Annotated in this window: 21 protein-coding genes and 1 pseudogene; 10 read left to right on the plus strand and 12 right to left on the minus strand. The window is 73.0% G+C overall.

The genetic code is table 11. From position 1 onward, the window contains the following. Nucleotides 1–12 precede the first annotated feature (12 nt). Together FHS39_RS04105 and FHS39_RS04110 are read left to right on the plus strand one after the other, a co-directional pair. On the plus strand, nt 13–1,479 hold the full coding sequence (locus FHS39_RS04105; protein WP_184346330.1) for an MFS transporter: 1,467 nt from the start codon (nt 13–15) through the stop codon (nt 1,477–1,479). Between the two features lie 75 nt (nt 1,480–1,554). Then, nucleotides 1,555–1,950, plus strand: a complete 396-nt coding sequence (locus FHS39_RS04110; protein WP_184346331.1) for a VOC family protein — start codon at nt 1,555–1,557, stop codon at nt 1,948–1,950. A gap of 56 nt (nt 1,951–2,006) precedes the next feature. On the opposite strand, the gene purU is transcribed toward FHS39_RS04110, so the two are convergent. The 3 genes from purU to FHS39_RS04125 form a co-directional block, all read right to left on the minus strand. Further along, entirely contained in the window at nt 2,007–2,897 is an 891-nt protein-coding gene (gene purU / locus FHS39_RS04115) for a formyltetrahydrofolate deformylase (RefSeq protein ID WP_184346332.1), read from the minus strand. 59 nt (nt 2,898–2,956) lie between these two features. Beyond that, the gene (locus tag FHS39_RS04120) at nt 2,957–3,400 is read right to left on the minus strand and encodes an SCO4402 family protein (RefSeq protein ID WP_221462420.1); all 444 of its coding nucleotides are present in this window, start codon (nt 3,398–3,400) and stop codon (nt 2,957–2,959) included. Between the two features lie 242 nt (nt 3,401–3,642). Beyond that, the gene (locus tag FHS39_RS04125; protein ID WP_184346334.1) at nt 3,643–4,728 is read right to left on the minus strand and encodes a hypothetical protein; all 1,086 of its coding nucleotides are present in this window, start codon (nt 4,726–4,728) and stop codon (nt 3,643–3,645) included. A gap of 235 nt (nt 4,729–4,963) precedes the next feature. Here FHS39_RS04125 and FHS39_RS04130 point away from each other — a divergent pair, with 235 nt between their 5' ends. Beyond that, nucleotides 4,964–5,164, plus strand: a complete 201-nt coding sequence (locus FHS39_RS04130) for a hypothetical protein (protein ID WP_184346335.1) — start codon at nt 4,964–4,966, stop codon at nt 5,162–5,164. A gap of 475 nt (nt 5,165–5,639) precedes the next feature. Here the strand turns inward: FHS39_RS04130 and FHS39_RS04135 are convergent, their stop codons facing one another. Continuing rightward, nucleotides 5,640–7,028: an NsdA family TPR-like regulatory protein gene (locus FHS39_RS04135; RefSeq protein ID WP_184346336.1), complete on the minus strand. Its 1,389-nt coding sequence runs from the start codon at nt 7,026–7,028 to the stop codon at nt 5,640–5,642. Nucleotides 7,029–7,337: 309 nt separating this feature from the next. Between FHS39_RS04135 and FHS39_RS04140 the strand changes: the two genes are divergently transcribed. The 3 genes from FHS39_RS04140 to FHS39_RS04150 all read left to right on the plus strand — a co-directional run bounded on the left by FHS39_RS04140 (nt 7,338) and on the right by FHS39_RS04150 (nt 10,515). Beyond that, complete coding sequence (locus FHS39_RS04140; RefSeq protein WP_184346337.1) at nt 7,338–8,012, plus strand: bifunctional DNA primase/polymerase; 675 nt, start codon at nt 7,338–7,340, stop codon at nt 8,010–8,012. A 104-nt stretch (nt 8,013–8,116) separates the two neighbouring features. After that, nucleotides 8,117–8,905, plus strand: coding sequence for an ATP-binding cassette domain-containing protein (locus FHS39_RS04145; RefSeq protein ID WP_184346338.1), 789 nt, complete (start codon nt 8,117–8,119; stop codon nt 8,903–8,905). Further along, nucleotides 8,902–10,515: a transporter gene (locus tag FHS39_RS04150; protein ID WP_184346339.1), complete on the plus strand. Its 1,614-nt coding sequence runs from the start codon at nt 8,902–8,904 to the stop codon at nt 10,513–10,515. The genes FHS39_RS04145 and FHS39_RS04150 overlap by 4 nt, the downstream gene beginning before the upstream one ends. Before the next feature lie 3 nt (nt 10,516–10,518). Here FHS39_RS04150 and FHS39_RS04155 read toward each other — a convergent pair whose 3' ends face one another. The 3 genes from FHS39_RS04155 to FHS39_RS04165 all read right to left on the minus strand — a co-directional run bounded on the left by FHS39_RS04155 (nt 10,519) and on the right by FHS39_RS04165 (nt 14,168). After that, entirely contained in the window at nt 10,519–11,955 is a 1,437-nt protein-coding gene (locus FHS39_RS04155) for an FAD-dependent monooxygenase (protein ID WP_184346340.1), read from the minus strand. A 131-nt stretch (nt 11,956–12,086) separates the two neighbouring features. Beyond that, nucleotides 12,087–12,971, minus strand: coding sequence for an alpha/beta fold hydrolase (locus FHS39_RS04160; protein WP_184346341.1), 885 nt, complete (start codon nt 12,969–12,971; stop codon nt 12,087–12,089). Nucleotides 12,972–13,475: 504 nt separating this feature from the next. Next, a complete protein-coding gene (locus tag FHS39_RS04165) occupies nt 13,476–14,168 on the minus strand; it encodes an iron-dependent transcriptional repressor DtxR (protein ID WP_184346342.1) in 693 nt (230 codons plus the stop codon). Nucleotides 14,169–14,351: 183 nt separating this feature from the next. Between FHS39_RS04165 and FHS39_RS04170 the strand changes: the two genes are divergently transcribed. Next, a complete protein-coding gene (locus tag FHS39_RS04170) occupies nt 14,352–15,107 on the plus strand; it encodes an SIS domain-containing protein (RefSeq protein WP_184346343.1) in 756 nt (251 codons plus the stop codon). Nucleotides 15,108–15,143: 36 nt separating this feature from the next. On the opposite strand, the gene FHS39_RS04175 is transcribed toward FHS39_RS04170, so the two are convergent. Further along, nucleotides 15,144–16,514 carry a PAS domain-containing protein gene (locus tag FHS39_RS04175; RefSeq protein ID WP_184346344.1) on the minus strand — a complete coding sequence of 457 codons (1,371 nt, stop codon included), beginning with the start codon at nt 16,512–16,514 and terminating at the stop codon, nt 15,144–15,146. 428 nt (nt 16,515–16,942) lie between these two features. Next, nucleotides 16,943–17,569: a pyridoxamine 5'-phosphate oxidase gene (pdxH, locus tag FHS39_RS04180; RefSeq protein ID WP_184346758.1), complete on the minus strand. Its 627-nt coding sequence runs from the start codon at nt 17,567–17,569 to the stop codon at nt 16,943–16,945. 460 nt (nt 17,570–18,029) lie between these two features. On the opposite strand from pdxH, the gene FHS39_RS04185 reads away from it, so the two are divergent. Both FHS39_RS04185 and FHS39_RS04190 read left to right on the plus strand, forming a co-directional pair. Continuing rightward, the gene (locus FHS39_RS04185; RefSeq protein ID WP_045932864.1) at nt 18,030–19,130 is read left to right on the plus strand and encodes a citrate synthase 2; all 1,101 of its coding nucleotides are present in this window, start codon (nt 18,030–18,032) and stop codon (nt 19,128–19,130) included. Nucleotides 19,131–19,192: 62 nt separating this feature from the next. After that, nucleotides 19,193–20,218 (plus strand): hypothetical protein, encoded by a 1,026-nt coding sequence (locus tag FHS39_RS04190; protein WP_184346345.1) that lies wholly within the window; start codon nt 19,193–19,195, stop codon nt 20,216–20,218. On the opposite strand, the gene serC is transcribed toward FHS39_RS04190, so the two are convergent. From serC to tnpA, 3 genes and pseudogenes are all read right to left on the minus strand, one after another. Then, nucleotides 20,215–21,333, minus strand: a complete 1,119-nt coding sequence (gene serC / locus FHS39_RS04195) for a phosphoserine transaminase (protein ID WP_184346346.1) — start codon at nt 21,331–21,333, stop codon at nt 20,215–20,217. The two genes, FHS39_RS04190 and serC, sit on opposite strands and share 4 nt — an antisense overlap. A 215-nt stretch (nt 21,334–21,548) precedes the next feature. Then, nucleotides 21,549–21,841, minus strand: a pseudogene (locus tag FHS39_RS25280) (helix-turn-helix domain-containing protein); the annotation flags it as partial. Continuing rightward, nucleotides 21,838–22,263 carry an IS200/IS605 family transposase gene (gene tnpA, locus FHS39_RS04200; protein WP_184346347.1) on the minus strand — a complete coding sequence of 142 codons (426 nt, stop codon included), beginning with the start codon at nt 22,261–22,263 and terminating at the stop codon, nt 21,838–21,840. The gene tnpA and the pseudogene FHS39_RS25280, both read right to left, overlap by 4 nt. A gap of 155 nt (nt 22,264–22,418) precedes the next feature. Between tnpA and FHS39_RS04205 the strand changes: the two genes are divergently transcribed. Next, entirely contained in the window at nt 22,419–25,247 is a 2,829-nt protein-coding gene (locus FHS39_RS04205) for an FAD-binding and (Fe-S)-binding domain-containing protein (protein WP_184346348.1), read from the plus strand. Nucleotides 25,248–25,264 lie beyond the last annotated feature (17 nt).

Below are 25,264 nucleotides of genomic sequence, written 5' to 3' on the forward strand. Positions count from 1 at the left end.
AGGGACGCACGCATGCACGCCACCGCATCACCCCAGCGGTCCGGGAGCGCACGGGCGGCCACCACCGGCCCCCGCCGCCCCCGGTCCACCGCCGCGATCCTGGCCCTGGCGTGCGCCGCGCAGTTCATGGTCATCCTCGATGTGTCGATCGTGAACGTGGCCCTCCCGGCCATGCGCGAGGAGCTGCACCTCTCCGGCGTGGGCCAGCAGTGGATCGTCAATGCCTACACACTCGGCTTCGCCGGACTCCTGCTGCTCGGCGGCCGGTTGGCCGACCTCGTCGGCACCAAGCGGGCCTTCCTCACCGGCCTCGCCGCCTTCACCCTCGCCTCGCTCGCGGGCGGCCTCGCCACCGGCGGCACCCTGCTGATCGCCGCCCGCGCGGTGCAGGGCGTGGGCGGCGCGGTCCTGGCCCCCGCCACCCTCACGCTGATCATGAGGACGTTCACCGAACCCGCCGCCCGCACCCGGGCCATGGGCGCCTGGAGCGCGGTCATGGCCGCAGGCGGCGCGGCAGGCGCCGTCATCGGCGGCGTGCTCACGCAGTACGCCGGATGGCGCTGGGTTCTGTTCGTCAACGTGCCCCTGGGCGCCGTCCTGCTGGCCGCCGCGCTGGTGTACGTACCAGCCGCCGCGGGCAGCCCGGGCGGGCTGCGCCGCCTGGACCTGCCGGGTGCCGTCTCCGTCACCGCCGGGCTGACCGCGCTCGTCTACGGGATCATCGCCGGCGAGACGCACGGCTGGACCTCGCCCGCGGTGTGGGTGCCCGTCGCGGCGGCCGTGGTGCTGCTGGCGGCCACCGCGCGCATCGAGTCGCGGTCGGCCCACCCGCTCGTACCACTGGGCATCCTGCGCCGCCGCACGCTCGCGACCGCCAACCTGGTCGTGATGGCGATCGGCGCCGCGATGTTCTCGATGTGGTTCCTGCTGTCGCTCTACTTCCAGCAGGCCCTCGGCTACAGCGCCATCGAGGCCGGGCTGTGCTTCCTGCCCGGCTCCCTCTCGATCATCGCGGGCGCCCGCCTCGCCACCCGCCTCATCGGCCGCACCGGCGCCCGCCCGCTGCTCGTCACCGGCATGGCGCTCAGCACCGTCGGCTTCCTGTGGCTGTCGCGGATCAGCGGGAGCGGCAGCTTCGCCACCGACGTGGCGGCGCCCTTCGTCCTGGCCACCCTGGGCACGGGCCTGGCCACCATGCCCGCGACGATGACCGCGACCAGCGGCACCGCCCCGCACGAGGCGGGGCTCGCCTCCGGCCTCGTCAACACCTCACGCCAGGTGGGCGGTGCGCTCGGCCTCGCCGTCCTGGGCACCGTCGCCTCCCACACCACGGCGGCCCGCCTGGCCGCGCACGCCCAGGACGTGCCGGGCGCGCTGGCCGCCGGTTACGGGCGCGGGCTGCTGCTCGCCGCGGTCTGCGCCGCCCTCGCCGCACTGGGCGGCCTGGCCCTGCCGGCCACCCGCCGCGCCACGTCCTGACCCTCCGACCTCTGTCCGCACCGCATGTGCCGCACCGCTCAACCTCCGCCGTACCGACCGGAAGGATGCACAGTCATGGCAAGCGAGCTGAACCACGTCATCATCCACTGCAAGGACCGCCGTGAGACCGGGCGGTTCGTCGCCGACCTCCTCGGCACCGAACCCCCCGTCGAATTCGGCCCCTTCACGCAGCTCTCCACGTCCAACAGCGTGGGCATCGACTTCGCGGACCACATCATCGGCGCCGACGCCCTCAACCTCGCGCACATCGCCTTCCTCATCACGGAGGACGAATTCGACGCGACGTACGCCCGCATCACCGAGCGGTCCCTGACCCACTGGGCGGACCCGGGCCGGACCACCTTGGGCATCAACCACTACGACGGCGGCCGCGGCGTCTACGTCATGGACCCGGGCGGCACGGTGGCCGTCGAGTTCCTGACGAAGCCGTACGGAAACCCGGCAAAGTAAGCACGATTCCCGGCCGCGGCGGCTGCGCGCCGCCCGGCCGGGAACCTCCGCGGGTGTTACGCGAAGACGACCGTGCGGGTGCCGTTCAGCAGGACGCGGTGCTCACTGTGCCACTTCACCGCGCGGGCCAGCGCCTGGCACTCCACGTCGCGGCCGATGGCCACCAGCTGCTCCGGGGTGACCTCGTGGCCCACCCGCTCGACCTCCTGCTCGATGATCGGGCCCTCGTCCAGGTCGGCCGTCACATAGTGCGCGGTGGCACCGATGAGCTTCACACCACGGGCGTGCGCCTGGTGGTAGGGCTTCGCGCCCTTGAAGCTCGGCAGGAAGGAGTGGTGGATGTTGATGATCCGCCCGGACAGCGCCTTGCACAGGTCGTCGGAGAGCACCTGCATGTAGCGGGCGAGGACGACCAGCTCGACCTTCTCGGCCTGCACCAGCTCCAGCAGGCGGGCCTCGGACTCCGCCTTGTTCTCCTTGGTCACCGGAATGTGGTGGAAGGGGACGCCGTACGAGCCGACGAGCTCGGCGAAGTCGGTGTGGTTGGAGACGACCGCCGCGATCTCCACCGGCAGCGCGCCGATCCGCGAGCGGAACAGCAGGTCGTTGAGGCAGTGCCCGAACTTGGACACCATCAGCACGATGCGCATCTTCTCTTCGGCCCGGTGGAGCTGCCAGTCCATGTGGAAGGAGTCCCCGATCGCCGCGAAGCTGGCCCGCAGCTTCTCGACGGTGACCGGCGGCTCGGCACTGAAGTGCACCCGCATGAAGAACAGACCCGTGTCGCGGTCACCGAACTGCCGGCTGTCCTCGATGTTGCAGCCGGTCATGAAGAGATAGCTGGACACCGCGTGCACGATGCCCTGCTTGTCCGGGCACGAGAGGGTGAGGACGTACTGCTCTGGCTGTTCGGTGGCCCCGGTCGCCGGGGACTGCGCGGCGTTCATAGCCCAATAGCGTCGCACATCCGCGGGCCCTTGCCCGCCCTGTCCCCTCAACCCGCAGCTCAGACGCGGGTGGCCACGGCCAGCACGTCGAGGGAGCGGGGCGGCGCGTCCGGGTCGTCGCCGTCGCTCACGGCCATCCGTAGGTGCGCCTCGCGGGCGGCGCGCACCGCCTCCGGCCAGCCGTGGTGCTCCAGATACGCCGAGACCGGCGCGTCCGCCCCGACCTGGTGCATGATGCGCAGCACGCGCAGCACGGCGACGTCCACGAGCGCGGCCTCGCCCGAGTCGCGGAAGACGGTGCCGACGTATTTCTCGGCCGACCAGTTGTCCAGCCAGGTGTCCTCGACCAGCCGGTAGACGGCGTCGGTCACATCTCCGTACCCGGCGTGGCCCGCGAGCCAGCACTCCCGCTGAAAGACCGGGTCCGAGAGCATGTGCAGCGCGGAGCGCACGTTCGCACGCCAGCGCCACCACGGCATGTCATTGAGCGGCATGCCGTCCATGGTGGTCGAGCGGCGGCCGCGACGGGAAGACTTCTCCGAACCTTGCACAGCAATCGATCGTACGTTCCCGTGCGGCGGGGCGTGCCGGGCCCCCGTGGTTCACCTCTGCGACACCGGGTGTTGTGGAGGCGTCCACCGGGTGTTCCCGGCCGGTTACGCACCGGGCGCCAGGCTGTGGATCATGGACGGGCCCCACAGGATCCGGGGGGACTCCCGGGGCCCGTCCGCTCGGCCGCGGCGGGTTACAGCTGCGTCCAGTCGTGCGCCGTCAGCCCGTACTTCTTCGCGATCGGGCTCCACAGGTCCGCGGCCTTCTTCTTGGCATCGGTGGCCTGGCCACTGGCCTGGTCGCCCGCCACGCTGTCGCGGCTGGGGCGGGCGTGGCCCTTGATGCAGCCGTGCTTGCCGCCGACCTGGTCCGCCCATGACGCGTAGTGCGAGTCCGCCGAAGCGGACGACTGCCACGCTTTCGTCAGCTGGGCCTTGAGGTCGTCGTGGCCGGGGAGCTTGTCGATGGCCGTCTGGTCGAGGCGGGACACCAGGCCGTTGCGCTGGCCCGCGGCGTCGCGCAGGTCGGAGGCGGATTTGCCCAGGTCCTTGCAGCTTCTGGTGGCATCCACCGCCTTGATGACGGCGTCGCGGCTGTTGTTGCTGTCCTTGAGCAGCGCGTCGAGGGCCTTGGCCTGCGCCTCGGCGGGGTCGGCCGGCTTGGCCGTCTCCGGCTGCTGCCCGTCGTCACCCTTGGGGGCGTTGGGTGCGGTGCTCCCCGTCGCGGCGGGCTGCTGGCTGCTCGTGTCGTCTCCCCCGCCGCTGAGCAGCGCGCCCGCGCCGAGGCCGGCGACGGCGCAGCCCGCGACCACGGCCGCGATCAGCACGGCGGGCGACTTCTTGCGGCGCGCGGGGCCGCCGTGGCCGCCGGGCGCGGGCGGCTGCGCCCCGAACCCGGAGGAGGGCGGCGGTACGGATCCGGGCGCGGGCGGCTGCGGACCGCGCCGGCCCGGCGGCGGTCCGGGCACGGCGGACTGGCCCGCGGGCACGGGCGGCAGCTGCTGGGTGGGCTCGGCGGCCCGGAACAGCGTGTCGAACTCGGCGGGCGGCGGGCGCTCCCCGGAGGGGGCGGTTCCGAGGCCGACGGGCGGTGCGGGCGCATCGGCGGGCAGGCCGCCTCCGCCGACGGGCGACATGAAGGCGGTGGCGGCTTCGGCGGTGCCGCCGCTCATGGGCGGTATGAAGGCGGTCGCTTCGGCGTCACGGCCTGCGCTGCCGCCCATGTGCGGCAGAAAGGCGGTGGCCTCGGAGTCGGCACCGGCGCCCGGACCGCCGCTCATGGGAGGCAGGAACGCGGTCGCTTGGGCATCGGCTCCAACGCCCTGGTTTGCACCCATGTGCGGCAGAAACGCCGTCGCCTCGGAGTCGGCACCTCGACCGGCCGCCGGCCCACCGGCGTTACCGCTCACGGGCGGCATGAAGGCCGTGGCCTCGGCATCGGGGCCCGCACCGCCACGCGGCATGAAAGCCGTGGCCTCCGCATCGGGACCGGCCCCACCACGCTGCACAAACACCGTGGCTTCCGAATCCGAACCCGCCGCACCGCCACGCGGCATGAAGGCCGTGGCCGCGTCGCTTCCGGCCGCTCCCCCGGAGCTGCCGCCTGCGGGCAGCGGCCACGCGCCGCCCGACGTCCCGCCCGCGCCGCCCATCGGCGGCATGAAGGCGGTGGCTTCCGCATCCGAGCCCGCGCCGCCACGCGTCGGCGGCGCATAGGGCACCACGGAGCCGGCACCCACGCCGGGCGCGCCCGCCCCGCCCGGCTGCGACGGCAGCAACTGCGTGGCCTCAGAGGAGGATTCCGGCATACGTCCCGGCATTTCGGGAATATCCCCGACGTCACGTATGCCAGGTATGGACGCCATGGATATGTCTCCCCCGCCGCCCGTCGGCGCGTACGACGGCGGCGGCACCGGAGCCCCGGGCGTCTGGCCGGGCGGGGTCTCCGGGGGCAGCGGGACGCTGTTCGTGGCGGGGCCCCAGCCGGGGCCGGGCGGCTGCGGCTCGTTTCGCTGTCCGCTCTGCGTCACCGGGACTCCTCAGGCTGTAACGGGACTTGTGCGACCGGCGGCTCACGCTACCGGGTCGCACGGGTGATCGGCCAAGTACCACCCGTCCGCCCCGTCACCGGGCCCGGACGACCAGCGTCCACCCGGGCCCGGGACCTCTCGGAGCCCCTTAGGGTGCGTCCCTAAGCGGCCTGCATCTCCAGCCTCGTCCCGAACTCCCGCACCGCCGGCTCGTCGCGGTACGGCTCCAGGCGCTGCCGGAAGTCGTCCAGGTACTCCGCGCCCCGGTTCGAGCGCAGCGTGCCCAGCAGTTCCATGGCACGGGTGCCCGTGGCGCAGGCCTCCTCCACCTCGCGCTGCTGCACATGGGCGGTGGCCAGCAGCAGCATGTCGATCGCGCGGCGCCGCACCCGCCCCGCCGGGTGGCAGGCGAGCGCGTCCTCCGCGTGCCGTCGCGCGGGCTCGGCCTGGCCGAGGTCGCGGTGGCAGTGCGCCAGTTCGTCGGACAGGTACGCGCGGTCGAAATGGCCGATCCAGACCGGGTCGTCACCCGAATCCGGCTCGTTGTCGGCGGCGTCCAGCCGCGAGACGGCCTTGGCCGCCACGGCCTGGCAGGCCCGCGCGTCCCCGAGCAGCGCGTGCCCGCGCGCCTCGGCGGCGTAGAACATCGCCTCGGCCCGTGGCGTGACGTGCCCCCGCGCCCCTTCCTGCGCGGCCTTCGCCAGCTGGGCGATCTCCCGGGGGTTGCCCAGGGAGGCGGCCAGGTGGCTCATGCTGGCGGCCAGTACGTAGCCGCCGTAGCCCCGGTCGCCCGCGGCCTGGGCGAGCCGCAGCGCCTGGATGTAGTAGCGCTGGGCGAGCCCGGGCTGCCCGGTGTCGACGGCCATGTAACCCGCGAGCTCCGTCAGCCGGGCGACGGCCGCGAAGAGGTCGCGCCCGACGGCCTCCCGGTACGAGCCGGCCAGCAGGCCGGAGACGACGCTGTTGAGGTAGTGGACCACCACGGGCCGCACCTGCCCGCTGCCGTACTTGTGGTCGAGCTCGACGAGCGCCTCGGTGGTCGCCCGCACCGCCTCCACGTCCGAGGCCCCGACGCGGGCGCCCGTGCTCCGCGCCACCTGCGCATCGGCCGCGGTGATCAGCCAGTCGCGGCTCGGCTCGACCAGCGCGGAGGACGCCACCGACGTGCCGCTGAGGAAGTCGCGCCGCCCCACGTCGCTGCGCCACAGCTCACACACCTGCTCGATCGCGCCGAGCACGGTGGGCGAGAACTGCAGCCCCACGCCGGAGGCGAGGTTCTTGCCGTTGGCCATGCCGATCTCGTCGATCGTGACCGTACGGCCCAGCTTGCGGCCGAGCGCCTCGGCGATGACGGCCGGGGCGCGGCCGCGCGGCTGCTGGCCGCGCAGCCAGCGGGCCACCGACGTCTTGTCGTACCGCAGATCCAGTCCGTGCTCGGCGCCGCACATGTTGACCCGGCGCGCCAACCCGGCGTTGGAGCAGCCGGCTTCCTGGATGAGCGCCTGCAGCCGTTCGTTCGGCTGCCGCGCCACGAGTGGCCGTGCGGCCATGCTGTACCCCCTGAGACTGCTATGCGTTCGCGATGAGGATCGCGAAGTGCCAAGTGGCTGAAACGGCTGTGAACGCCTTCTCCTGTGATCTTTGCCCCCCTGAATCCGGAGAATGCAGGACTTGCCGGTATTGGCGCACATAACGGCAATGGCCTGGCTCAGCGCCCGCCGCACAGGTGGCTACCCCTTCGCGGCGGCGAACCCCCGCCTGCGCCCCCGTACATGCATCCGTGCGCCCCGCGTGCTGTGGCGGCCCCTCGCGACAAGCCTGCGCCAGAGCCGTAACCCCTGGTGACAAGGGGAGTTGTGATGAACGTGGAAGAGACCATCGGAGTAGGAGCCCCGCATATCCCCCAACAACGCGGCGAGCGGCTGCTCGACGCCGCGGTGCGCTATGCGGAGGACCGGCACTGGGACGTATTCGCAGGCACGTGGCTGGAGGCGGAGGAGGGACGGGAGCGCTGCTCGTGCGCCGAGCCCGCGTGCCCGGCCCCCGGCGCCCACCCGGCCCGGCCCGACTGGGCCACCCAGGCCACCGGCAGCGCGGTGGCCGTGCGCCGGCTGTGGGGCAAACATCCCCGCGCGTCCGTCCTGCTGCCGACCGGTCGTTCTTTCGATGCGCTGGACGTCCCCGAGTCCGCCGGCTTCCTCGCGCTGGCCCGGATGGAGCGGATGGAGATCCAGCTGGGGCCGATCACCTGCACGCCCTTCCGCCGGATGCTGTTCTTCGTGCTGCCCGGCGGCGCGCTGAAGGTCGCCGACCACATCCGCAAGCTGGGCTGGGCGCCCTCCACCCTCGACCTCCTCGCGCGCGGCGAGGGCGACTACGTCGTCGCGCCCCCCACCCGCATCGGCAACCGCGGCCCGGTCCAGTGGGCCCGCCAGCCCACCGCCGCCAACCGCTGGCTGCCCGACGCGGAAGAGCTGGTCAGCGCCCTCGCCTACGCCTGCGGCCGGGAGAGCGCGATCCTGCGCGGCCGCTGACGCGCCCCGTCCCGTACCCGCTCCCTCGAGCCCCCTCTAGGGTGGCTTCGGGGGGCGGGGTGCTTCCGTCCCCATCGCACCACTCACGGGGATCGAGGAAGACAGTGGAACGGGACGCAAGCTCCGCCGCGGCCGTGCGGATCGAGGGACTGTGGAAACGGTTCGGCGAGCAGGTGGCCGTCGCGGGCATCGATCTGGAGATACCCGCGGGGCAGTTCATCGGACTCGTCGGTCCCAACGGAGCGGGCAAGACGACCACCCTCTCCATGGTCACGGGCCTGCTGCGGCCCGACTCCGGCCGGGTCGAGATCGGCGGGCACGACGTCTGGCAGGACCCTGCCGCCGTCAAGGCCCGCATCGGCGTGCTGCCCGAGGGGCTCAGGATGTTCGAGCGCCTGTCCGGGCGCGAACTCCTCGGCTACACCGGCCGGCTGCGCGGACTGCCGGCCGACGAGGTCGACAAGCGCGCCACCCAGCTCCTGGACGTGCTCGACCTCGCGGGCGCCCAGCACAAGCTCGTCATCGACTACTCCACCGGCATGCGCAAGAAGATCGGCCTCGCCGCCGCGCTGCTGCACAACCCCGAAGTCCTCTTCCTCGACGAGCCGTTCGAAGGCGTCGACCCCGTCTCGGCCCAGTCGATCCGCAAGGTCCTGGAGCGCTACACCGCCTCCGGCGCCACGGTGGTCTTCTCCAGCCACGTGATGGAGCTGGTGGAGTCGCTGTGCTCCTGGGTCGCGGTGATGGCCGCCGGCCGCATCCGCGCCCACGGCCCCATCGCGGAGGTCCGCGGCGACGCGCCCACCCTGCAGGACGCCTTCCTCGGCCTCGTCGGCGTACGGGACCTCGCCGCGGGCGGCGACCTCGACTGGCTGGGCGGCGGCGCCCGATGAGCACCACGGCCGCCCCCCGGGAGAACGTCTCCCTCACCCCGGTCTTCGTCCGGCTGAAACTCTCCCTGCTGCGCAACGGTCTGCGGCAGTCCTCCGGCCGCAAGGCCGTGTGGGTCACCTCCATCGTCTTCACCGCGCTCTTCGCCGCCCTGCAGCTGCTCGGCCTGATCGCCCTGCGCGGCCACGACCACGCCGCCGCGCTGACCGTCGCGATCGCCGCGCTGCTCGCCTTCGGCTGGGCGTTCGTCCCGCTGTTCTTCTCCGGCGGCGACGAGACCCTCGACCCGTCCCGGCTGGTGATGCTGCCGCTGCGCCCCGGACCGCTGGTGGTCGCCCTGCTGGCCGCCTCGCTGATCGGCATCGGGCCCTGCTTCACGCTGGTGATCCTCGTCGGCTCGGTGATCGCCACCGCGCACGGCCTCGCCGCCGCCCTCGTCGGGGTGCCGGCCGTGGCGATGTCGCTGCTGCTCTGCCTGGCACTGGCCCGTGCCGTGGCCACCGCCAACGTCCGGCTGCTGACCAGCCGCAAGGGGCGCGACCTGGCGGTGCTCAGCGGCCTGGTCATCGCCGTGGGCATGCAGTTCCTCAACTTCGGCCTGCAGCAGCTCAGCTCGGCGGGCGGCCTGGCCCGCCTGGAGCCCGTGGCGGACGTGCTGCGCTGGGTGCCGCCGGGCTCGGCGCTGGACGCGGTACGGGCCGCAAGCGAGGGCTCGTACGGCCTGGCCGCGGCCGAACTCGCCCTGAGCGCCGCCGCGCTCGCCGCGCTGCTGTGGTGGTGGCAGCGGGGCCTCACCAAGCTGATGACCTCGCCGGACGGCTCCACCGTGGCTGCCGCCGAACCGCAGAAGGCCCGCCGCGAGGGCACCGGGCTCGTACGGCTGCTGCCCGCCGGGCGCACCGGCGCCGTCATGGACCGCTCGCTGCGCTACGCCGTCCGCGACCCGAAGATCAAGATGGGGTGGGCGTCGTCGCTGCTGCTCGGCCTGATCCTGCCGCTGGTCAACGCGGCGCAGGGCAACGGCAGCATCTACTTCTCCTTCTTCGCCGTCACCATGCTCGGGATGCAGTCCTTCAACCTGTTCGGACAGGACGGCTCGGCCTTCTGGATGGTGATGCAGACGATCACCTCGCCGCGCGACGCCTACGCCGAACTGCGCGGCCGTGCCCTGACCCTGGCCCTGATCTCGGTGCCCTACCTCGCCCTGGTCGTCACCGTCACGGCCGCGGTGACGGGCAACTGGCGGGCGTTCCCGATGGTGCTGGGCCTCGGTCTGGCGCTGGCGGGGTCGCTGACGGCCGTGGGCGCGCTCACCTCGGTGCACATGCCGTTCTCGATCCCCCAGGAGGGCGCCTTCAAGAACGTCGCACCGGGCCAGGCCGGCATCGCCTGGCTCGGCATGCTCGGCGTGCTCCCCGCGGCGCTGCTCTCCGCGCCGCTGATCGCCCTTTCGGTCTGGCTGTACGGGCCGGACTCGGGTGGGCTGTTGTGGGGCCTGCTGCCGCTGGGCGCCACCTACGGCCTGCTGATGGCCTGGGCCGGGTTGCGCATCGCCGCGCCGAGGGCGGCGCGGCTCCTGCCGGAGATCCTCGCCGCGGTCAGCAAGGGATAGCGCTCAGAAGGAGACCGTCTCCGAGGCCTGCTCCACGTATCCGTCGGGGCGCACGAGCAGGCTCGTGCCGCCGGCGTCGGCGCGGGTGACGGTGGTGACGGGGAAGCGCCCGAACTCGCCGGGCGCGCTCGCGCCGCGCGGCAGGACGCGTACATACGTGCCTGCGCGCAGCGCCTCGTACAGCCGGGTGGGCCCGGCGCCGTCCTCGGCCAGCGGCAGGTCGGGGGCGCGGCGGCCGGTGAGCGGGTGGGAGCCGCGCGGTGCCGGGTAGGAGATGCCGATGCCGGAGACGAACAGGGCTCCGCGGCGCAGCGCGAAGGGGGCCAGGAAGGCCCCGGCCACCAGGGTGTTGCGCAGGCCGCGCTTGACGGGGCTGTCGGCCAGCGCGGCGCGCACCAGGGCGCCGCTGACGCGCAGCACCATCGCGCCGACCGGGTGGCGTTCGTCGTGGTAGCTGTCGAGGAGGGCGTCGTCCGCCTGGCCCTTGACGACGGCGGCGAGCTTCCAGCCGAGGTTGGCGGCGTCCTGCAGGCCCGCGTTCATGCCGAGGCCGCCGGCGGGTGAGTGGACGTGGGCGGCGTCGCCCGCGAGGAAGACGCGGCCGTCGCGGTAGCTCGGCACTTGGCGCTCGTCGCTGTGGAAGCGCGAGGTCCAACGGGCGTCGCGCATGCCGAAGTCGGTGCCGAAGGCGGCGCGGGTGACGGCCTTGAGGTCGTCCATGTCGACGGGGGCATCGGCGGGCAGCTCGCAGCCGCGCTGCCAGGCGATGACGCGGTACCAGCCGTCGCCGAAGGAGGCGATGAAGGCGAAGCCCTCGGCGACGCCGCGGAAGGCGGGGAGCTCGCCGGGACGGGCGTCGAGCCGGACGTCGGCGAGCATCACCGACCGCAGGACGGACTTGCCGGGGAAGGGCATCCCGAGCGCCTGGCGCACGGCGCTGCGGACGCCGTCCGCGCCGACGGCGTAGCGGGCGCGCAGCGTGCCGGCGACCGGGCCGTCCGCCCCGGCGCTCTCCACGTCCACCTCGACGCCGTCCGCGTCCTGCCGCAGGCCGGTCACCCAGGCGCCGCGGCGGATCTCCGCGCCCGCCTTGACGGCCCGCTCCTCCAGCAGCCGCTCGGTCTCGTACTGCGGTGTCATCAGCACGCCGGCGAAGCGGGTGGGCAGCCGGGTCAGGTCGGCCTTGGTGGGGCCGAAGAAGCGGATGCCGGGGAGGAAGGAGCCGGTGTCGATCAGCTTCTCGGCGAGCCCGCGGGCGTCCAGCATCTCCAGGGTGCGGGCGTGCACGGCGAAGGCCCGGGTGAGGTTGGACTCCTGATCGCGCCGCTCCAGCACGACGACGCGCACACCGGCGGCGGCCAGATCCCCGGCGAGCAGCAGTCCGGTGGGGCCGGCGCCGACGACCAGGACATCGACGCCGGGTTCGGTAGGAAGAGTCATGACAGCTCCCGGTGAATGCCGGTGGGTGAACGCATGTCCGCGTACCTCCAGTGCACACCCGGCGCCCGGACTATGTCAACGGTCGTTGAATTAATTGCGGGCAGGATCTCCGGTGACGCCCGGGAGCCGCCCTAAGCCGGAACTGCGGCCTCCAGAAAGGGCTCGGCGACCCGGCGCCAGCCGGCCGGCTGGTCGTAGTGGATCAGGTGCCCCGCGTCGGGCACTTCGGCGTAGCGCCCGCGGGGCAGGACGCGGACCATCTCCTGGGCCTCCGCGCGGCCCAGGGCGCCGTCCAGGCCGCGGACGACGAGGGAGGGGCACTCCACCTGGGCCAGCTCCTCCCAGTGCGCGTCGTGCGCGTAGGCCTCGCGGGCCAGCAGCATCTGGCGGCGGAAGAACAGCGGGCGCCAGCCGTCGGCGCGCTCGGACATCACCTCGGCGTAGAAATCCCCGCGGGCCGGGGCGGGCCGCTCCAGGGTGGGATCGTCCTCTCCGAACCACCGGCGGACGTCGGCGAGGGTGGCGAAGGGCACCGGCCAGGACCGCAGCCACTCGCTCCACTCCCGCTGGGTGGCCGCGCCCAGGGCGGAGGCCCGCATGTCGCAGATGACCAGGGCGCGGACGAGGTCGGGGCGGCGGGCGGCCAGCTGCCAGGCCGTGAGCGCGCCCATGGCGTGCCCGATCAGGGTGACGGGGGCGAGGCCGAGCTGCTCGACGGCGGCCTCCGCATCGGCCACATAGGCCTCGCGGGCGTACGGGCCGCCGACGGGCTTGTCGCTGCGGCCGTGGCCGCGCTGGTCGAGGGCGATCGTGCGATAGCGCGGGGAGAGCCAGCGGGCGGTGTCGGCCCAGTGCGCGGCGCGGCCCAGCAGGCCGTGCAGAAGCAGCACCCCGCCGGGGCGGCGGCCCGACGGCTCGCCCTCGGCGCGGCCGCCGACCGCCTTCGGCGGCTCGGCGAACTCCCAGGCCGCCAGTCGCACCCCACCGCTCCCGTGCACCTCGATACGCCGCACCATGAGTCCTGGCACCCCCTCTTCTCCCCCGAGCAGCCCCACCTTATGGAACTTCCATTCGAATGGACCGTTGTCGCGCGCAACACCCCTCGTTCGAGTGACCAGGCGCAAGGATTGACCGTCTGCGCCAAGGGGAGAAATCGACCTGGGCGCGGACCGCTCGGGGAAGAAGGTCCGCGAGGCGAACCCTGGGAGCTCGGGGCTCCGGGTCGCCACGGGGGAACACGGGGAGGCAGGGCCCCGGCTGCCCGCAAGGGCGCCGGGGCCCTTTGACGTGCGGACGGTCACGAGCCCGCGGATCACGGTGCGGGCAGCTGCCCGCCGAGCGCGCTGAAGCCATCCGAAGCCCCCTCCGCCGGTCCGCCGCGCGCATATGCGTCGGCCGCGTTCAGCGCCAGCGTGACACGCCGGGGGCGCGCCCGCTCCGTTTCCGCCGCGGCTCGGCAGGTTTACGTAAGGGGGCATACGTACCCGGCGCCGTCGGCCGGGGACCGGCGTCGACGCCGGTCAGCGCTTTGCGACGAAGACGTGCGAGGCGATGTCGGAGGCCAGCTCGGCGGCCTCGCCACTGCTGCCCACCATCACCCCACCGGGCGACTCCGTCACACTCACCACAGCTCCGGGCTGGACGCCGGCCCGGCGGAGTGTGTACATCAGCTGCGCGTCCGTCTGGATCGGCTCGCCGATGCGCCGCACGACGACCGTCTTGCCCTCGGTGCCGGGCTCCAGATCCATCAGGCTGACCATGCCGGCGTTGAGGAAGGGGTCGGCCTCGGCCTTCTCGCCCAGCTCCTCCAGGCCCGGAATCGGGTTCCCGTAGGGCGACTCGGTCGGGTGGCGCAGCAGCTCCAGCACGCGCCGCTCCACCGCCTCGCTCATCACATGCTCCCAGCGGCAGGCCTCCGCGTGCACCTGCTCCCACTCCAGGCCGATCACGTCGACCAGCAGGCATTCGGCCAGGCGGTGCTTGCGCATCACGCGCGTGGCGAGCCGACGGCCCTCCTCGGTGAGCTCCAGGTGCCGGTCGCCGGCGACGGACACCAGGCCGTCGCGCTCCATGCGGGCCACGGTCTGGCTGACGGTCGGGCCGCTCTGGTCCAGCCGCTCGGCGATGCGGGCGCGCATGGGGACCACACCTTCCTCTTCCAGCTCAAGGATGGTGCGGAGATACATCTCCGTGGTGTCGATCAGTCCGGACATGCGTGCCCCTCGATAAGTCGTGCGCTGGCCCTGGACTCAATTCTGACGCATGGCACCGACAACGGTGCCGCGTACGCCACCGGCCGCCCCGCCGTATTGACAGCGCCCCCGTCCGGACCGCAACGTGATCCGGACCGCCGACCGACGCCGCGCCCCGCGCGCCGACCCGAGGAGCCCGCAGCGATGAGCGAGAACAAGCTGTCCGGGCAGTTCTTCGACGCCGCCATCGGGCTGCTGCAGCAGGTGCGCGACGAGGAGGCCGGCCACATCGCCGCCGCCGGAACGGTCCTCGCCGACACGGTGCAGGAGGGCGGGCGCCTCTTCGTCTTCGGCGCCGGGCACTCCTCGCTGGCCGCGCAGGACGTCGTCTACCGCGCGGGCGGGCTCGCCCTGGTCAACCTGCTCGCCGTGCCCGGCGTGGTGGGCCTCGACGTCATGCCGGCCACGCTCGGCAGCGCGCTGGAGCGCGTGAACGGGCTCGCGGGTGCGGTCCTGGACACCAGCCCCGCGGAGCCGGGCGACGCGCTGATCGTGGTCTCGCTGTCCGGGCGGAACTCCCTGCCCGTGGAGATGGCGATGAACGCACGCGCCCTCGGCCTCAAGGTCATCGGTGTCACGTCGCTGGCGTACGCGGAGCGGACGAAGTCGCGGCACGCGTCGGGGACGTTCCTGAAGGACCACTGCGACATCGTCATCGACAGCAAGATCGCCGTCGGCGACGCGGAGTTGTCGGCCGAAGGCATCGCGGCGCCCTTCGGGCCCGCCTCCACCGTGGTGACCAGCGCCTTGCTTCAGGCCGTCGTCGCGACGGCGGCCGGCGAGCTGGCCGCCAGGGGCATCGACCCGCCGATGCTGCGCTCCGGCAACGTGGACGGCGGGCACGAGTGGAACGGGCGGGTGCTGGACGAGTACGGGGACCGGATCTTCTTCCGGCACTGAGTACCGGCCCCTCCCCGCACTACGCCCCAGCCACCCTCACCCCGTCACCGCCGCCAGGTCGATCGCGGCGGCGACGCGCGTCGCGATGTCCTCCGCGTAGGTCGCGTCCGCCCGGTCGAACGGACGCCGCGACGGGCCCCGCAGGAACGTCACCACCCCCACCGTCCGGCCCCGGCTGCGCAGGGCCGTGGCCAAGGCATGGCGGGTGCCCTCCGGCCATTTGCGGACCGCCGCCCAGCCGTCCGTACGGTCCGAGACCGCGCGCACCGAGCCGCAGCGCTCGACCGCCTGCAGGGCTGGATGGCCGTCCGCGTACGGGACCGGGAGGCCGCCCGCGGGGGCCACCGGGGCCTGGCCGGGGGCGCCGGCGGGCGTCGCCGCGGCGCGGATCAGCCGGATCGGGCTCTCGGGGACCGCCTCCGGCTTCGACAGCAGGTCGATCAGCGCGTGGTCGGCGAACCCCGCGAGCGCGAACTCCATGTAGAGGGCCGCCGCCTCCATCGGGTCCTCGCACTCCGCCACCGCCCGCCCCGCCCGGTGCAGCTGACTGCCCCTGAACCGCAGCCGTGCGCTCTCCTGCTCCACCAGCCGCGTCTTCGTCACGTCCAGGAACAGCCACGCCACCCCCAGCGGCACCGGCTCCTCCACCAGCGGCGTCGCCAGCCGCAGGAAGCCGCTGCGCCAGCAGCGCCGCTCCGGCACGGGCGTGGGGCCGCCGCCGGGGTCGCGCACCGTCACCCACAGCTCGGTGGGCGCGGGCGGCGCCCCGGACGCCAGGACGTGCTGCAGGGCGCCCTCCAGCTCCTCCGCACCCTGTTCGAGGAGGTCGCCCAGGGGACGCCCCAGCACGGCCGTACGGCTGCTGCGCAGGGCGCGGGCGGCGTGCGCGTTGGCGAGGGCGGGGCGCAGGTCCGCGTCGACGAGCACCACGCCCCACGACGCGTCGCCGAACAGCGCCTCGCTCAGCGCGACCGAGCGTTCCAGGTCGATCTGGGTGTGCACCTCGCTGAACGCGCAGTACACGCCCGACGGCCCGCCGTCCGCCCCGGGCACGGCGGAGGACTGCATGCGCACGAGGATCCGCCCGCCGTCCTTGGTGAGCAGCGCGAACTCGTCCACCTGGCGGCGGCCCGGCGCCTTCATCACACCCAGCAGCCGCTCGGTGGCCTCCTCGGCGTCCGCCTTGCGCAGCGCCCATCCGGCCAGGCCCCGCCGCCCCACGGCCTCCTCCGCCGACCAGCCGAGTATCCGCTCGGCCTCGCGGTTCCAGTGGGTGACCGTGCCGTCGGCGTCGAAGGCGCACAGCGCGGCGTCCATCCCGTCGAGGAGGGCCGCGAGCAGGTCGTGGTCGTCTGTGTCCGGGTCCGCCCCGTGGCGGGCGGGGCCGGACTGGTGTGGAGCGGTCACGGGGTACCCCCTGCTGGACGCGTCTGCGTGTCACGCATGCCCTGCATGTCCTGCACGAGCGGCATTCAACTCGACCCCGGCGGGCACCACACCGTCTTCCGCGAAATCAGTGCCCTCGGAAATACGGTTGTGTGGCCCGGAGCCGGTTCCTAGGCTGTGAGGCACACGAGAAGGGAGGTGGTTCGGAGCATGATTTCTTTCCGGACGCGTGAGGTGACTGCGGGCTAGCGCCCGTCGTCGCGTTACAGCGCAACGCCGGGTCCCGAGGCCGTTCGGCCATGGGGAAGCCGGCCAATCCCAAGCAGTCACCCGATCCGTGGGCCGCCGAGTCGTCCGCTCGGCACCGGCGCGCCGTCAAGGCGCGGCCGGTAGCGGGCCCACGGATCGTCTGCGTTCTCCGCCGTGTTGCTGACGGGTCCCGGGCGGCCCTACGGGCAGAGCCGCACGGTCCGCCAGCCGCCGTCGTCGGTGCGCACGTACCGCAGCCGGTCGTGCAGCCGGTTCTCCCGGCCCTGCCAGAACTCCGCCGTCTCCACCGTCACCCGGAAGCCGCCCCAGTGCGCCGGCACCGGCACGGGCTTGTCCTGCGGATAGCGGGCGGCCATCAGGGCGTACGCCGCGTCCAGCTCGGCGCGCGAGCCGACCACCGTCGACTGCTCGCTCGCCCAGGCGCCGATCTGCGAACCGTAGGGGCGGGAGCGGAAGTAGGCGGCGGTCTCCTCCGGGTCCACCCGCTCGGCCGTACCGGTGACGACGACCTGACGGGTCAGCGGATACCAGGGGAAGAGCAGCGAGACGTGCGGGTTCTCCGCGATGTCCCTGGCCTTGCGGGAGCCGTAGTTGGTGAAGAAGACGAAGCCGCGCGGGTCGAAGCCCTTCATCAGCACCGTCCGCGAACTGGGCCGTCCGGCGGCATCCGCCGTGGAGACGACCATCGCGTTGGGCTCGTGCATTCCGGTTGCCGCGGCCTGGTGGAACCAGCGCGCGAACTGTTCGTACGGGCTCGCGGCCAGATCCGTCTCCGCGAGACCCTCGGAGCGGTAGTGGGCGCGCATGGCGGCGGGGTCGAGTTCGTCGGCGTGGGACACGCGCACATCTTGCAGGACGCCGGGCGTATCGCGCAGGAGCGTCCGTACGGCCCACACCCGCCACACCCTTGGCCGCACCCCCGGATCCCGGCCGGTGTGCCGGACATCACTTTCCCAACGGCCCCTGGAGCCCCCAAAATCACCAGGTGAAGGCTGTGGCCCCGGGAACCCACCGGCTATCGTGTCCGGCCTACCGGAACCGGCCTCCCGTGGAGGGCGGGTGAACCACCGGGTGAAGCACAGCCGCACGGGGCATGACCGGGATGACCGGATCGGACCGCGAGCCGCAGACACGGCCGTGTAACCGCTCCGGGCGCCGCCACCAGAAGCACACACGCCCAGCACACCACTCCTTGACCGCCGGCCGGAGACCCCGGCGCGGTCCGGTCAGCAGTCGCTTGTCGAACACATCATGAGGAGCCGCCTGATGTCCGACTTCGTACCCGGACTCGAGGGAGTCGTCGCGTTCGAAACGGAGATCGCCGAACCCGACAAGGAAGGCGGCTCGCTCCGCTACCGAGGGGTCGACATCGAGGACTTGGTGGGCCACGTGTCCTTCGGGAACGTGTGGGGCCTGCTGGTTGACGGCTCGTTCAACCCCGGGCTGCCGCCCGCCGAGCCCTTCCCCATCCCCGTCCACTCGGGTGACATCCGCGTCGACGTCCAGTCGGCGCTGGCGATGCTCGCGCCCGTGTGGGGCCTCAAACCGCTCCTCGACATCGACGAGGCCACGGCCCGCGACGATCTGGCGCGGGCGGCCGTGATGGCCCTGTCGTACGTGGCGCAGTCGGCGCGCGGCCAGGGGCTGCCGATGGTGCCGCAGCGCGAGATCGACAAGGCGGAGACCGTCGTCGAGCGCTTCATGAAGCGCTGGCGCGGAGAGCCGGACCCCAAGCACGTCAAGGCCGTCGACGCCTACTGGACCTCGGCCGCCGAGCACGGCATGAACGCCTCCACGTTCACCGCGCGCGTCATCGCCTCTACGGGCGCGGACGTCGCGGCCGCGCTCTCCGGTGCGGTCGGCGCGATGTCCGGCCCGCTGCACGGCGGCGCCCCCTCCCGCGTCCTCGGCATGATCGAGGAGATCGAGCGCACGGGTGACGCCGTGGCCTACGTCAAGCAGGCCCTGGACAAGGGCGAGCGCCTGATGGGCTTCGGCCACCGCGTCTACCGCGCCGAGGACCCGCGCGCCCGCGTGCTGCGCCGTACGGCCGAGGAGCTGGCCGCGCCGCGCTTCGAGGTCGCGCGGGCGCTGGAGAAGGCGGCCCTGGAGGAGCTGCACAACCGCCGCCCGGACCGGGTGCTGGCGACGAACGTCGAGTTCTGGGCCGCCATCGTGCTGGACTTCGCGGAGGTCCCGGCGCACATGTTCACCTCGATGTTCACTTGCGCCCGCACGGCGGGCTGGAGCGCCCACATCCTGGAGCAGAAGCGCACCGGCCGCCTCGTCCGCCCCTCGGCCCGCTACATCGGGCCGGGCCCGCGCGACCCGCGCGAGGTCGACGGCTTCGCGGACATCACCCGCTGAGCCCTGGGGCGTGCCCGGCCTGCCGTCCGCGCCCGCGCGGCGGCGGATGGCAGGCTTGGGCCATGCGCCCGTTCCTTCGCGCCCTCGCCGTCGCCGTGCTGGCCGTGCCCGCCGCGGCCTGGCCCGCCGTGGCGGACGGCGGCGGCGACGGCACTCCGCCCGACTTCACCATCGAGGACGCGCGGATCAAGGAGTCCAGCGGCCTCGCCGCCAGCCGCGCCCACCCCGGCCTCTACTGGACGCACAACGACAGCGGCGACGGCCCGTACGTCTACGGCGTGGACAGCCGGACCGGACGCACCGTCACCACCATCACGCTCGCCGGGGTGGATGCCCGCGACGCCGAGGCCATCTCGCTCGGCCCCGACGGCTCCCTCTACCTCGGGGACATCGGCGACAACTTCGGAGGCCGCTGGCCCGAAGTGTGGATCTACCGCTTCCCCGAGCCGAAGGAACTGCAAGAGAACGTCACGCTCACCCCGACGCGCTACACCGTCCGCTACGACGACGGGCCGCGCGACGCCGAATCGCTGATGGTGCACCCCAAAACGGGGCGGATGTACATCGTCAGCAAGAAAAAGTCGGGCAAGGGCGCCCTCTACGAAGCACCGGAGAAGCTCACCGAGTCCGGCGTGAACACCTTCCGCCGCATCGCCGACATCAACGTCTGGGCGACGGACGGCGCGTTCTCCCCCGACGGCACCCGGCTCGTGGTCCGGGGCTACTTCGAGGCCATCGCCTACCGCTGGCAGGACGGCCGTCCCACCGAGATCGGCCGCCCGTCCGTGCCGCTGCAACGGCAGGGCGAGTCGGTGACGTTCACACCCGACGGGCGGACGCTGATGTACGGCTCCGAGGGCACCCGCAGCCACGTCACGCCCGTGGCGCTCAGCGGCGACCTGCTGCCCGACAGCGCAGCGGAGGACAAGAGCGGCGGCCGCTCCCCCAAGGGGAGCGGCCCGGCCGACGACGAGCGCACGACGGACGCCGACCGCAACCGCAACCTGGCCCTGGGGGCCGGCACCCTGGCCGTCGGCACGCTCCTGGCCCTCGGCCTGCGCCGCCTGCTGAGGGCCAGACGCGGCTAGAGCCGCTCGATGACGTAGTCCACGCAGGCCGTCAGCGCCTCGACGTCCGACGGCTCGATCGCCGGGAACATCGCCACGCGCAGCTGGTTGCGGCCCAGCTTGCGGTACGGCTCGGTGTCGACGATGCCGTTGGCCCGCAGCGCCTTGGCGACGGCCGCCGCGTCCACGTTGTCGGAGAAGTCGATGGTGCCGATGACCTGCGAGCGCTTGGCCGGGTCCACGACGAACGGCGAGGCGTGCTTGGACGCCTCCGCCCAGCCGTAGAGGGTGCGCGCCGACGTCGCCGTGCGGCGCACCGCCCAGTCCAGGCCGCCCTGGCCGTTCAGCCACTTCAGCTGCTGGTCGAGCAGGAAGATCGTGCTGAGTGCCGGGGTGTTGTACGTCTGGTTCTTGAGCGAGTTGTCGATGGCGGTCGGCAGCGAGAAGAACTCGGGGATGTGCCGGCCCGAGGCGTGGATGCGGGCCGCGCGCTCCAGGGCCGCCGGGGAGAAGGCCGCGAGCCACAGACCGCCGTCCGAGGCGAAGGACTTCTGCGGGGCGAAGTAGTAGACGTCCGTCTCGGCGATGTCGACGGGCAGACCACCCGCGCCCGACGTCGCGTCGACCAGCACCAGGGCGCCCTCGTCCGCCCCCGGCACGCGCCGCAGCGGCGCGGCCACGCCGGTGGAGGTCTCGTTGTGGGTGAAGGCGTAGACGTCGACGCCCTCCTCGGCCTTGGGGTCGGGGTGGGTGCCGGGCTCGGAGGAGATGACGCTCGGCTCCTCCAGCCAGGGCGCGAGCCGCGCCGCCTTGGCGAACTTCGACGAGAACTCGCCGAAGGACAGGTGCTGCGACTTCTTCTCGATCAGGCCGTGCGTGGCGATGTCCCAGAAGGCGGTGGAGCCGCCGTTGCCGAGGATCACTTCGTAGCCGTCGGGGAGGGAGAAGAGCTCACGGATGCCCTCGCGCACGCTGCCGACCAGGTTCTTCACCGGGGCTTGGCGGTGTGACGTGCCGAGGAGAGAGGTTCCGGTTGCGGCCAGGGCGGCGAGCGCCTCGGTCCGCACCTTGGACGGGCCCGCGCCGAAGCGACCGTCGGCGGGCTTGATGTCAGCGGGGATCTGGATATCAGCCACGGTCGCAGCCTAGTGGGTGCGTCAAAGGTGACGGATCGCCGGTCCATTCGATGAGACTCGACGGGATGCGTAAAACAGGAGGCGCGGGAAACGGCCGACTGCTTGCACCGTGACTCCACCCACGACTGAAGTCGCGGGCTTCCTGCGTCGGTGGCTAAGCGCCGTCGCAGAGGACCAGCCCGGCCCTGCCGAGCACGTTGAGTGCGCCGGCGTGGTCCAGCCTTCACACGGCGGAAGAACGCGGCGAACGCCTTGTTCAACCGGCGCAGGGTCGCCTGCTGGGAGGAGAACGACCAGCGCCCTTGCCGTTCGGGGTCGAAGGTGCGGATCTCCTTGAGCTGGGCGGACTGCTGCCCGTAGGTGACCGAGGTCTCAGAGCTGTGCCGCAGGCGTCCCGGCGCTCCTGCAACGCGCCGTTGCAGAGCGAGCAGTGATCGGCCAGCATCTCGCCAAGCGCCTGCTCCTGGCGGGCGGTCGGGCGAAGGCGGAACTTGTAGGCCCGTATCAAGACCGGCCCTCCTCCTTCTTCCCGGGGCGTTCCCACTGCGTGTTGATGTACTTCTCCACCGTCGCCGCCGACACGGCGCCGGCCGAGACCGCCAGGTACGACGACGACCACAGCGTAGGCATGCGGCTCTTGAGGTGCGGGAACTCCGAGCGGAGCACGCGGGAGGTGAAGCCCTTGAACTGGTTCGCGACATACGAGGCCGACGACTTCGGGTCGTGCCTGACGGACAGGTGCACATGGTCCGGCATCACCTCAAGGGCGATGATCTCCCACCCGCGCTCGTCGGCCTTCTGCCGGATCAGCTCGTCCAGGCGTGTGGCGACCCGGCCATCGAGGACTGGACGGCGGTACTTCGGGCACCACACCACGTGGAGCGCGAGGTCGTACACGCCGCCGGAGAACCGGCGAACCTTCCTGGCCACCGTCACACGATCCCTATACACACGCGACAGGTCTAGTGCGGCAGAGAGGCGGCACAGGTGAACAGTGCAGACCCGTGGCCCGAGTTGAGGTCAGAGCAGTCCAGAGAAGCCATTCCCCACCCCGCTAAAGCGGGGCCTCCCCTGGCTAGGTCCTGATGGCCGTGCGCGAGGGACTGGAGAGGGCTCTGCGAGCCGCGGTGCGGGGCAAGGTGGCGTTCGACGCCGGAAGCCGTGCGCTCGTCACCATGGACGCCTCCAACTACCGGCGCGTCCCGCTGGGCGTCGTGGCCCCGTTCGACGCCGACGACGTCGCGGCCGCGCTCGCCGTCTGCCGGGAGTTCGAGGTGCCGGTGGTGGCGCGGGGCGGCGGGACGTCGGTCGCCGGGCAGGCGACGGGCGAGGGGGTGGTGCTGGACTTCACCCGGCACATGAACGCCGTCCTCGCCGTCGATCCCGGCGCCCGGACGGCCGTCGTCCAGCCCGGGGCCGTCCTGGACGACCTGCGGCGGCAGGCGGCCCCGCACGGCCTGACCTTCGGCCCGGACCCCTCCACGCACGGCCGGTGCACCCTCGGCGGAATGATCGGCAACAACGCCTGCGGCGCGCACTCCGTCGCCTGGGGCACCACCGCCGACAACGTCCACGAGCTGGACGTGCTCACCTACGGGGGCGACCGGGCCCGTCTCGGCCGCGGTCTCGGCTCGCTCCCCGCCCCGCTCGCCGACGGTCTGCGCGCGCTGGTCGACGGCGACTTGGCCATGCTGCGCACCGGCTTCCCCGTCCTCCCCCGCCGCATCTCCGGCTACGCCCTGGACGCGCTGCTGCCCGAGCGCGGCACGGACGTGGCGCGGGCCTTCACCGGGAGCGAGGGCACCCTCGGCGTGCTGACGCAGGCGGTCGTCCGCCTGGTGGCGGTGCCCACGGCCCGCGCGCTGGCCGTCCTGGCCTACCCGGACGAGGGCGCGGCGGCCGATGCGGCCCATCTGCTGCTGCCGCGCGGCCCGTTGACGGTCGAGGGGATGGCCGCGGACCTGGTGGGGCAGGCGTCCGGGCTGCCCGCGGGCGGGGCCTGGCTGTTCGCCGAGACCGGCGGCGCGACGGCCGCCGAGGCGGCCTCCCGGGCCCGGGACCTGTGCCGGGCCGCCGCCGCTGACGGCGCCTGCGGCCACACCGTCGTCGCCGACCCGGCCGGGCAGCGGGCCCTGTGGCGGATGCGGGACGACGCGGCGGGCACCGCCACCCGGCTGCCGGACGGCAGCGAGGCCTGGCCGGGCTGGGAGGACTGCGCGGTACCGCCCGCCCGCCTGGGCGCCTACCTGCGGGAATTCCGGGCCCTGTTGGGCCGGTACGGGCTGCGGGGAGCGCCCTTCGGGCACTTCGGCGAGGGCTGTGTGCACGTGCGGCTGGACGTGGACCTTCTGACGGACGAGGGCGTGCGCCGCTACCGCGACTTCTCCGGGGAGATGGCGGACCTCGTGGTCGCGCACGGCGGCTCGCTCTCCGGCGAGCACGGCGACGGCCAAGCGCGCGCCGAGCTGCTGCCGCGGATGTACGGGCCGGAGATGGTGCGCCTGTTCGAGCGGGCCAAGGCGGTGTGGGATCCGGCGGGCGGGCTGAACCCGGGGATGCTGGTGCGCCCGTACCGCCTGGACGAGAACCTGCGCTTCGCCCCGCTCCCGCGGCGCCCGGTGCCGGTGGCCTTCGGCTATCCGGGCGACGGCGGCGACTTCACGGCGGCGGTGCGGCGGTGCGTGGGCGTCGCCAAGTGCCGGGAGACGGCGGTGGGTACGGGCGTGATGTGCCCGTCCTTCCGCGTCACCGGCGAGGAGCGGCACTCCACGCGTGGCCGGGCGCGGCTGCTGCACGAGATGCTGGCGGGCGAAGTCCTGCCGGACGGCTGGCGGTCCGAGGAGGTGCACGGGGCGCTCGATCTGTGCCTGGCGTGCAAGGGCTGCCGCAGCGACTGCCCGGTGGGGGTGGACATGGCCACGTACAAGGCCGAGTTCCTCCACCACCACTACGCGGGGCGCGTCCGGCCGGCGGCGCACTATGCGATGGGGTGGCTGCCGCTGTGGCTGAGGTGGGCGGCGGCGGTGCCCGGCACGCTCAATGCGGCGGCCCGCACTCCACTGGCCACGGTGGCGAAGCGACTGGCGGGCATCGCCCCGGAACGCCCTCTTCCGTCACTGGCGGCGCAGCCCTTCACCCGCTGGTGGGACGGACGCCCGGCGAACGACGCCGCAACGAGCTCCGGGGATCGGGTGGCCGTCCTGTGGCCGGACACGTTCACCAACTACCTGACGCCGTCCGTGGGGCGGGCCGCCGTCGCCGTGCTGGAGGACGCCGGCATCCGCCTCCTCGTACCGCCCCGGCCGGTCTGCTGCGGCCTCACCTGGGTCTCCACCGGTCAGCTCCACCGCGCCCGCAAGGTCATGCGCCGCACCCTGGACGTCCTCGCCCCCGCACTGGCCGCGGGCCACCCGGTGATCGGCCTCGAACCCAGCTGCACCGCCTCCCTGCGCACCGACCTCCCGGAGCTGCTTCCGGACGATCCTCGCGCTCGCCAACTCGCCTCCTCCGTGCGTACCTTCGCCCAGGCGCTCGAAGAGCTCGCCCCGGACTGGCGGCCGCCCCGCGTCGACCGGCCCGTCGTCGGCCAGACGCACTGCCATCAGCACGCCGTCCTGGGCGACGCCGCCGAGCGGCGACTTCGTGAACGCGCCGGTCTCAGCGGCGAGTTGAGCGGTGGCTGCTGCGGCCTCGCCGGGAACTTCGGCTTCGAGCGCGGCCATTACGCCGTCTCCGTCGCCTGCGCCGAGGAGCAGCTGCTGCCGGCCCTGCGGCAGGCGCCCCCGGATGCCGAGGTGATCGCGGACGGGTTTTCCTGCCGTACACAGATCCGTAACCTATCGGACAGACAGGGCCGCCACCTCGCCGAAATCCTCGCGGATTCCCTCGGCCGAAAAGCATGCAAGCACGCTTGATTGTTTCCGCGACCGCT

The organism is Streptomyces olivoverticillatus (genome assembly GCF_014203555.1).
Classification (GTDB): domain Bacteria; phylum Actinomycetota; class Actinomycetes; order Streptomycetales; family Streptomycetaceae; genus Streptomyces; species Streptomyces olivoverticillatus.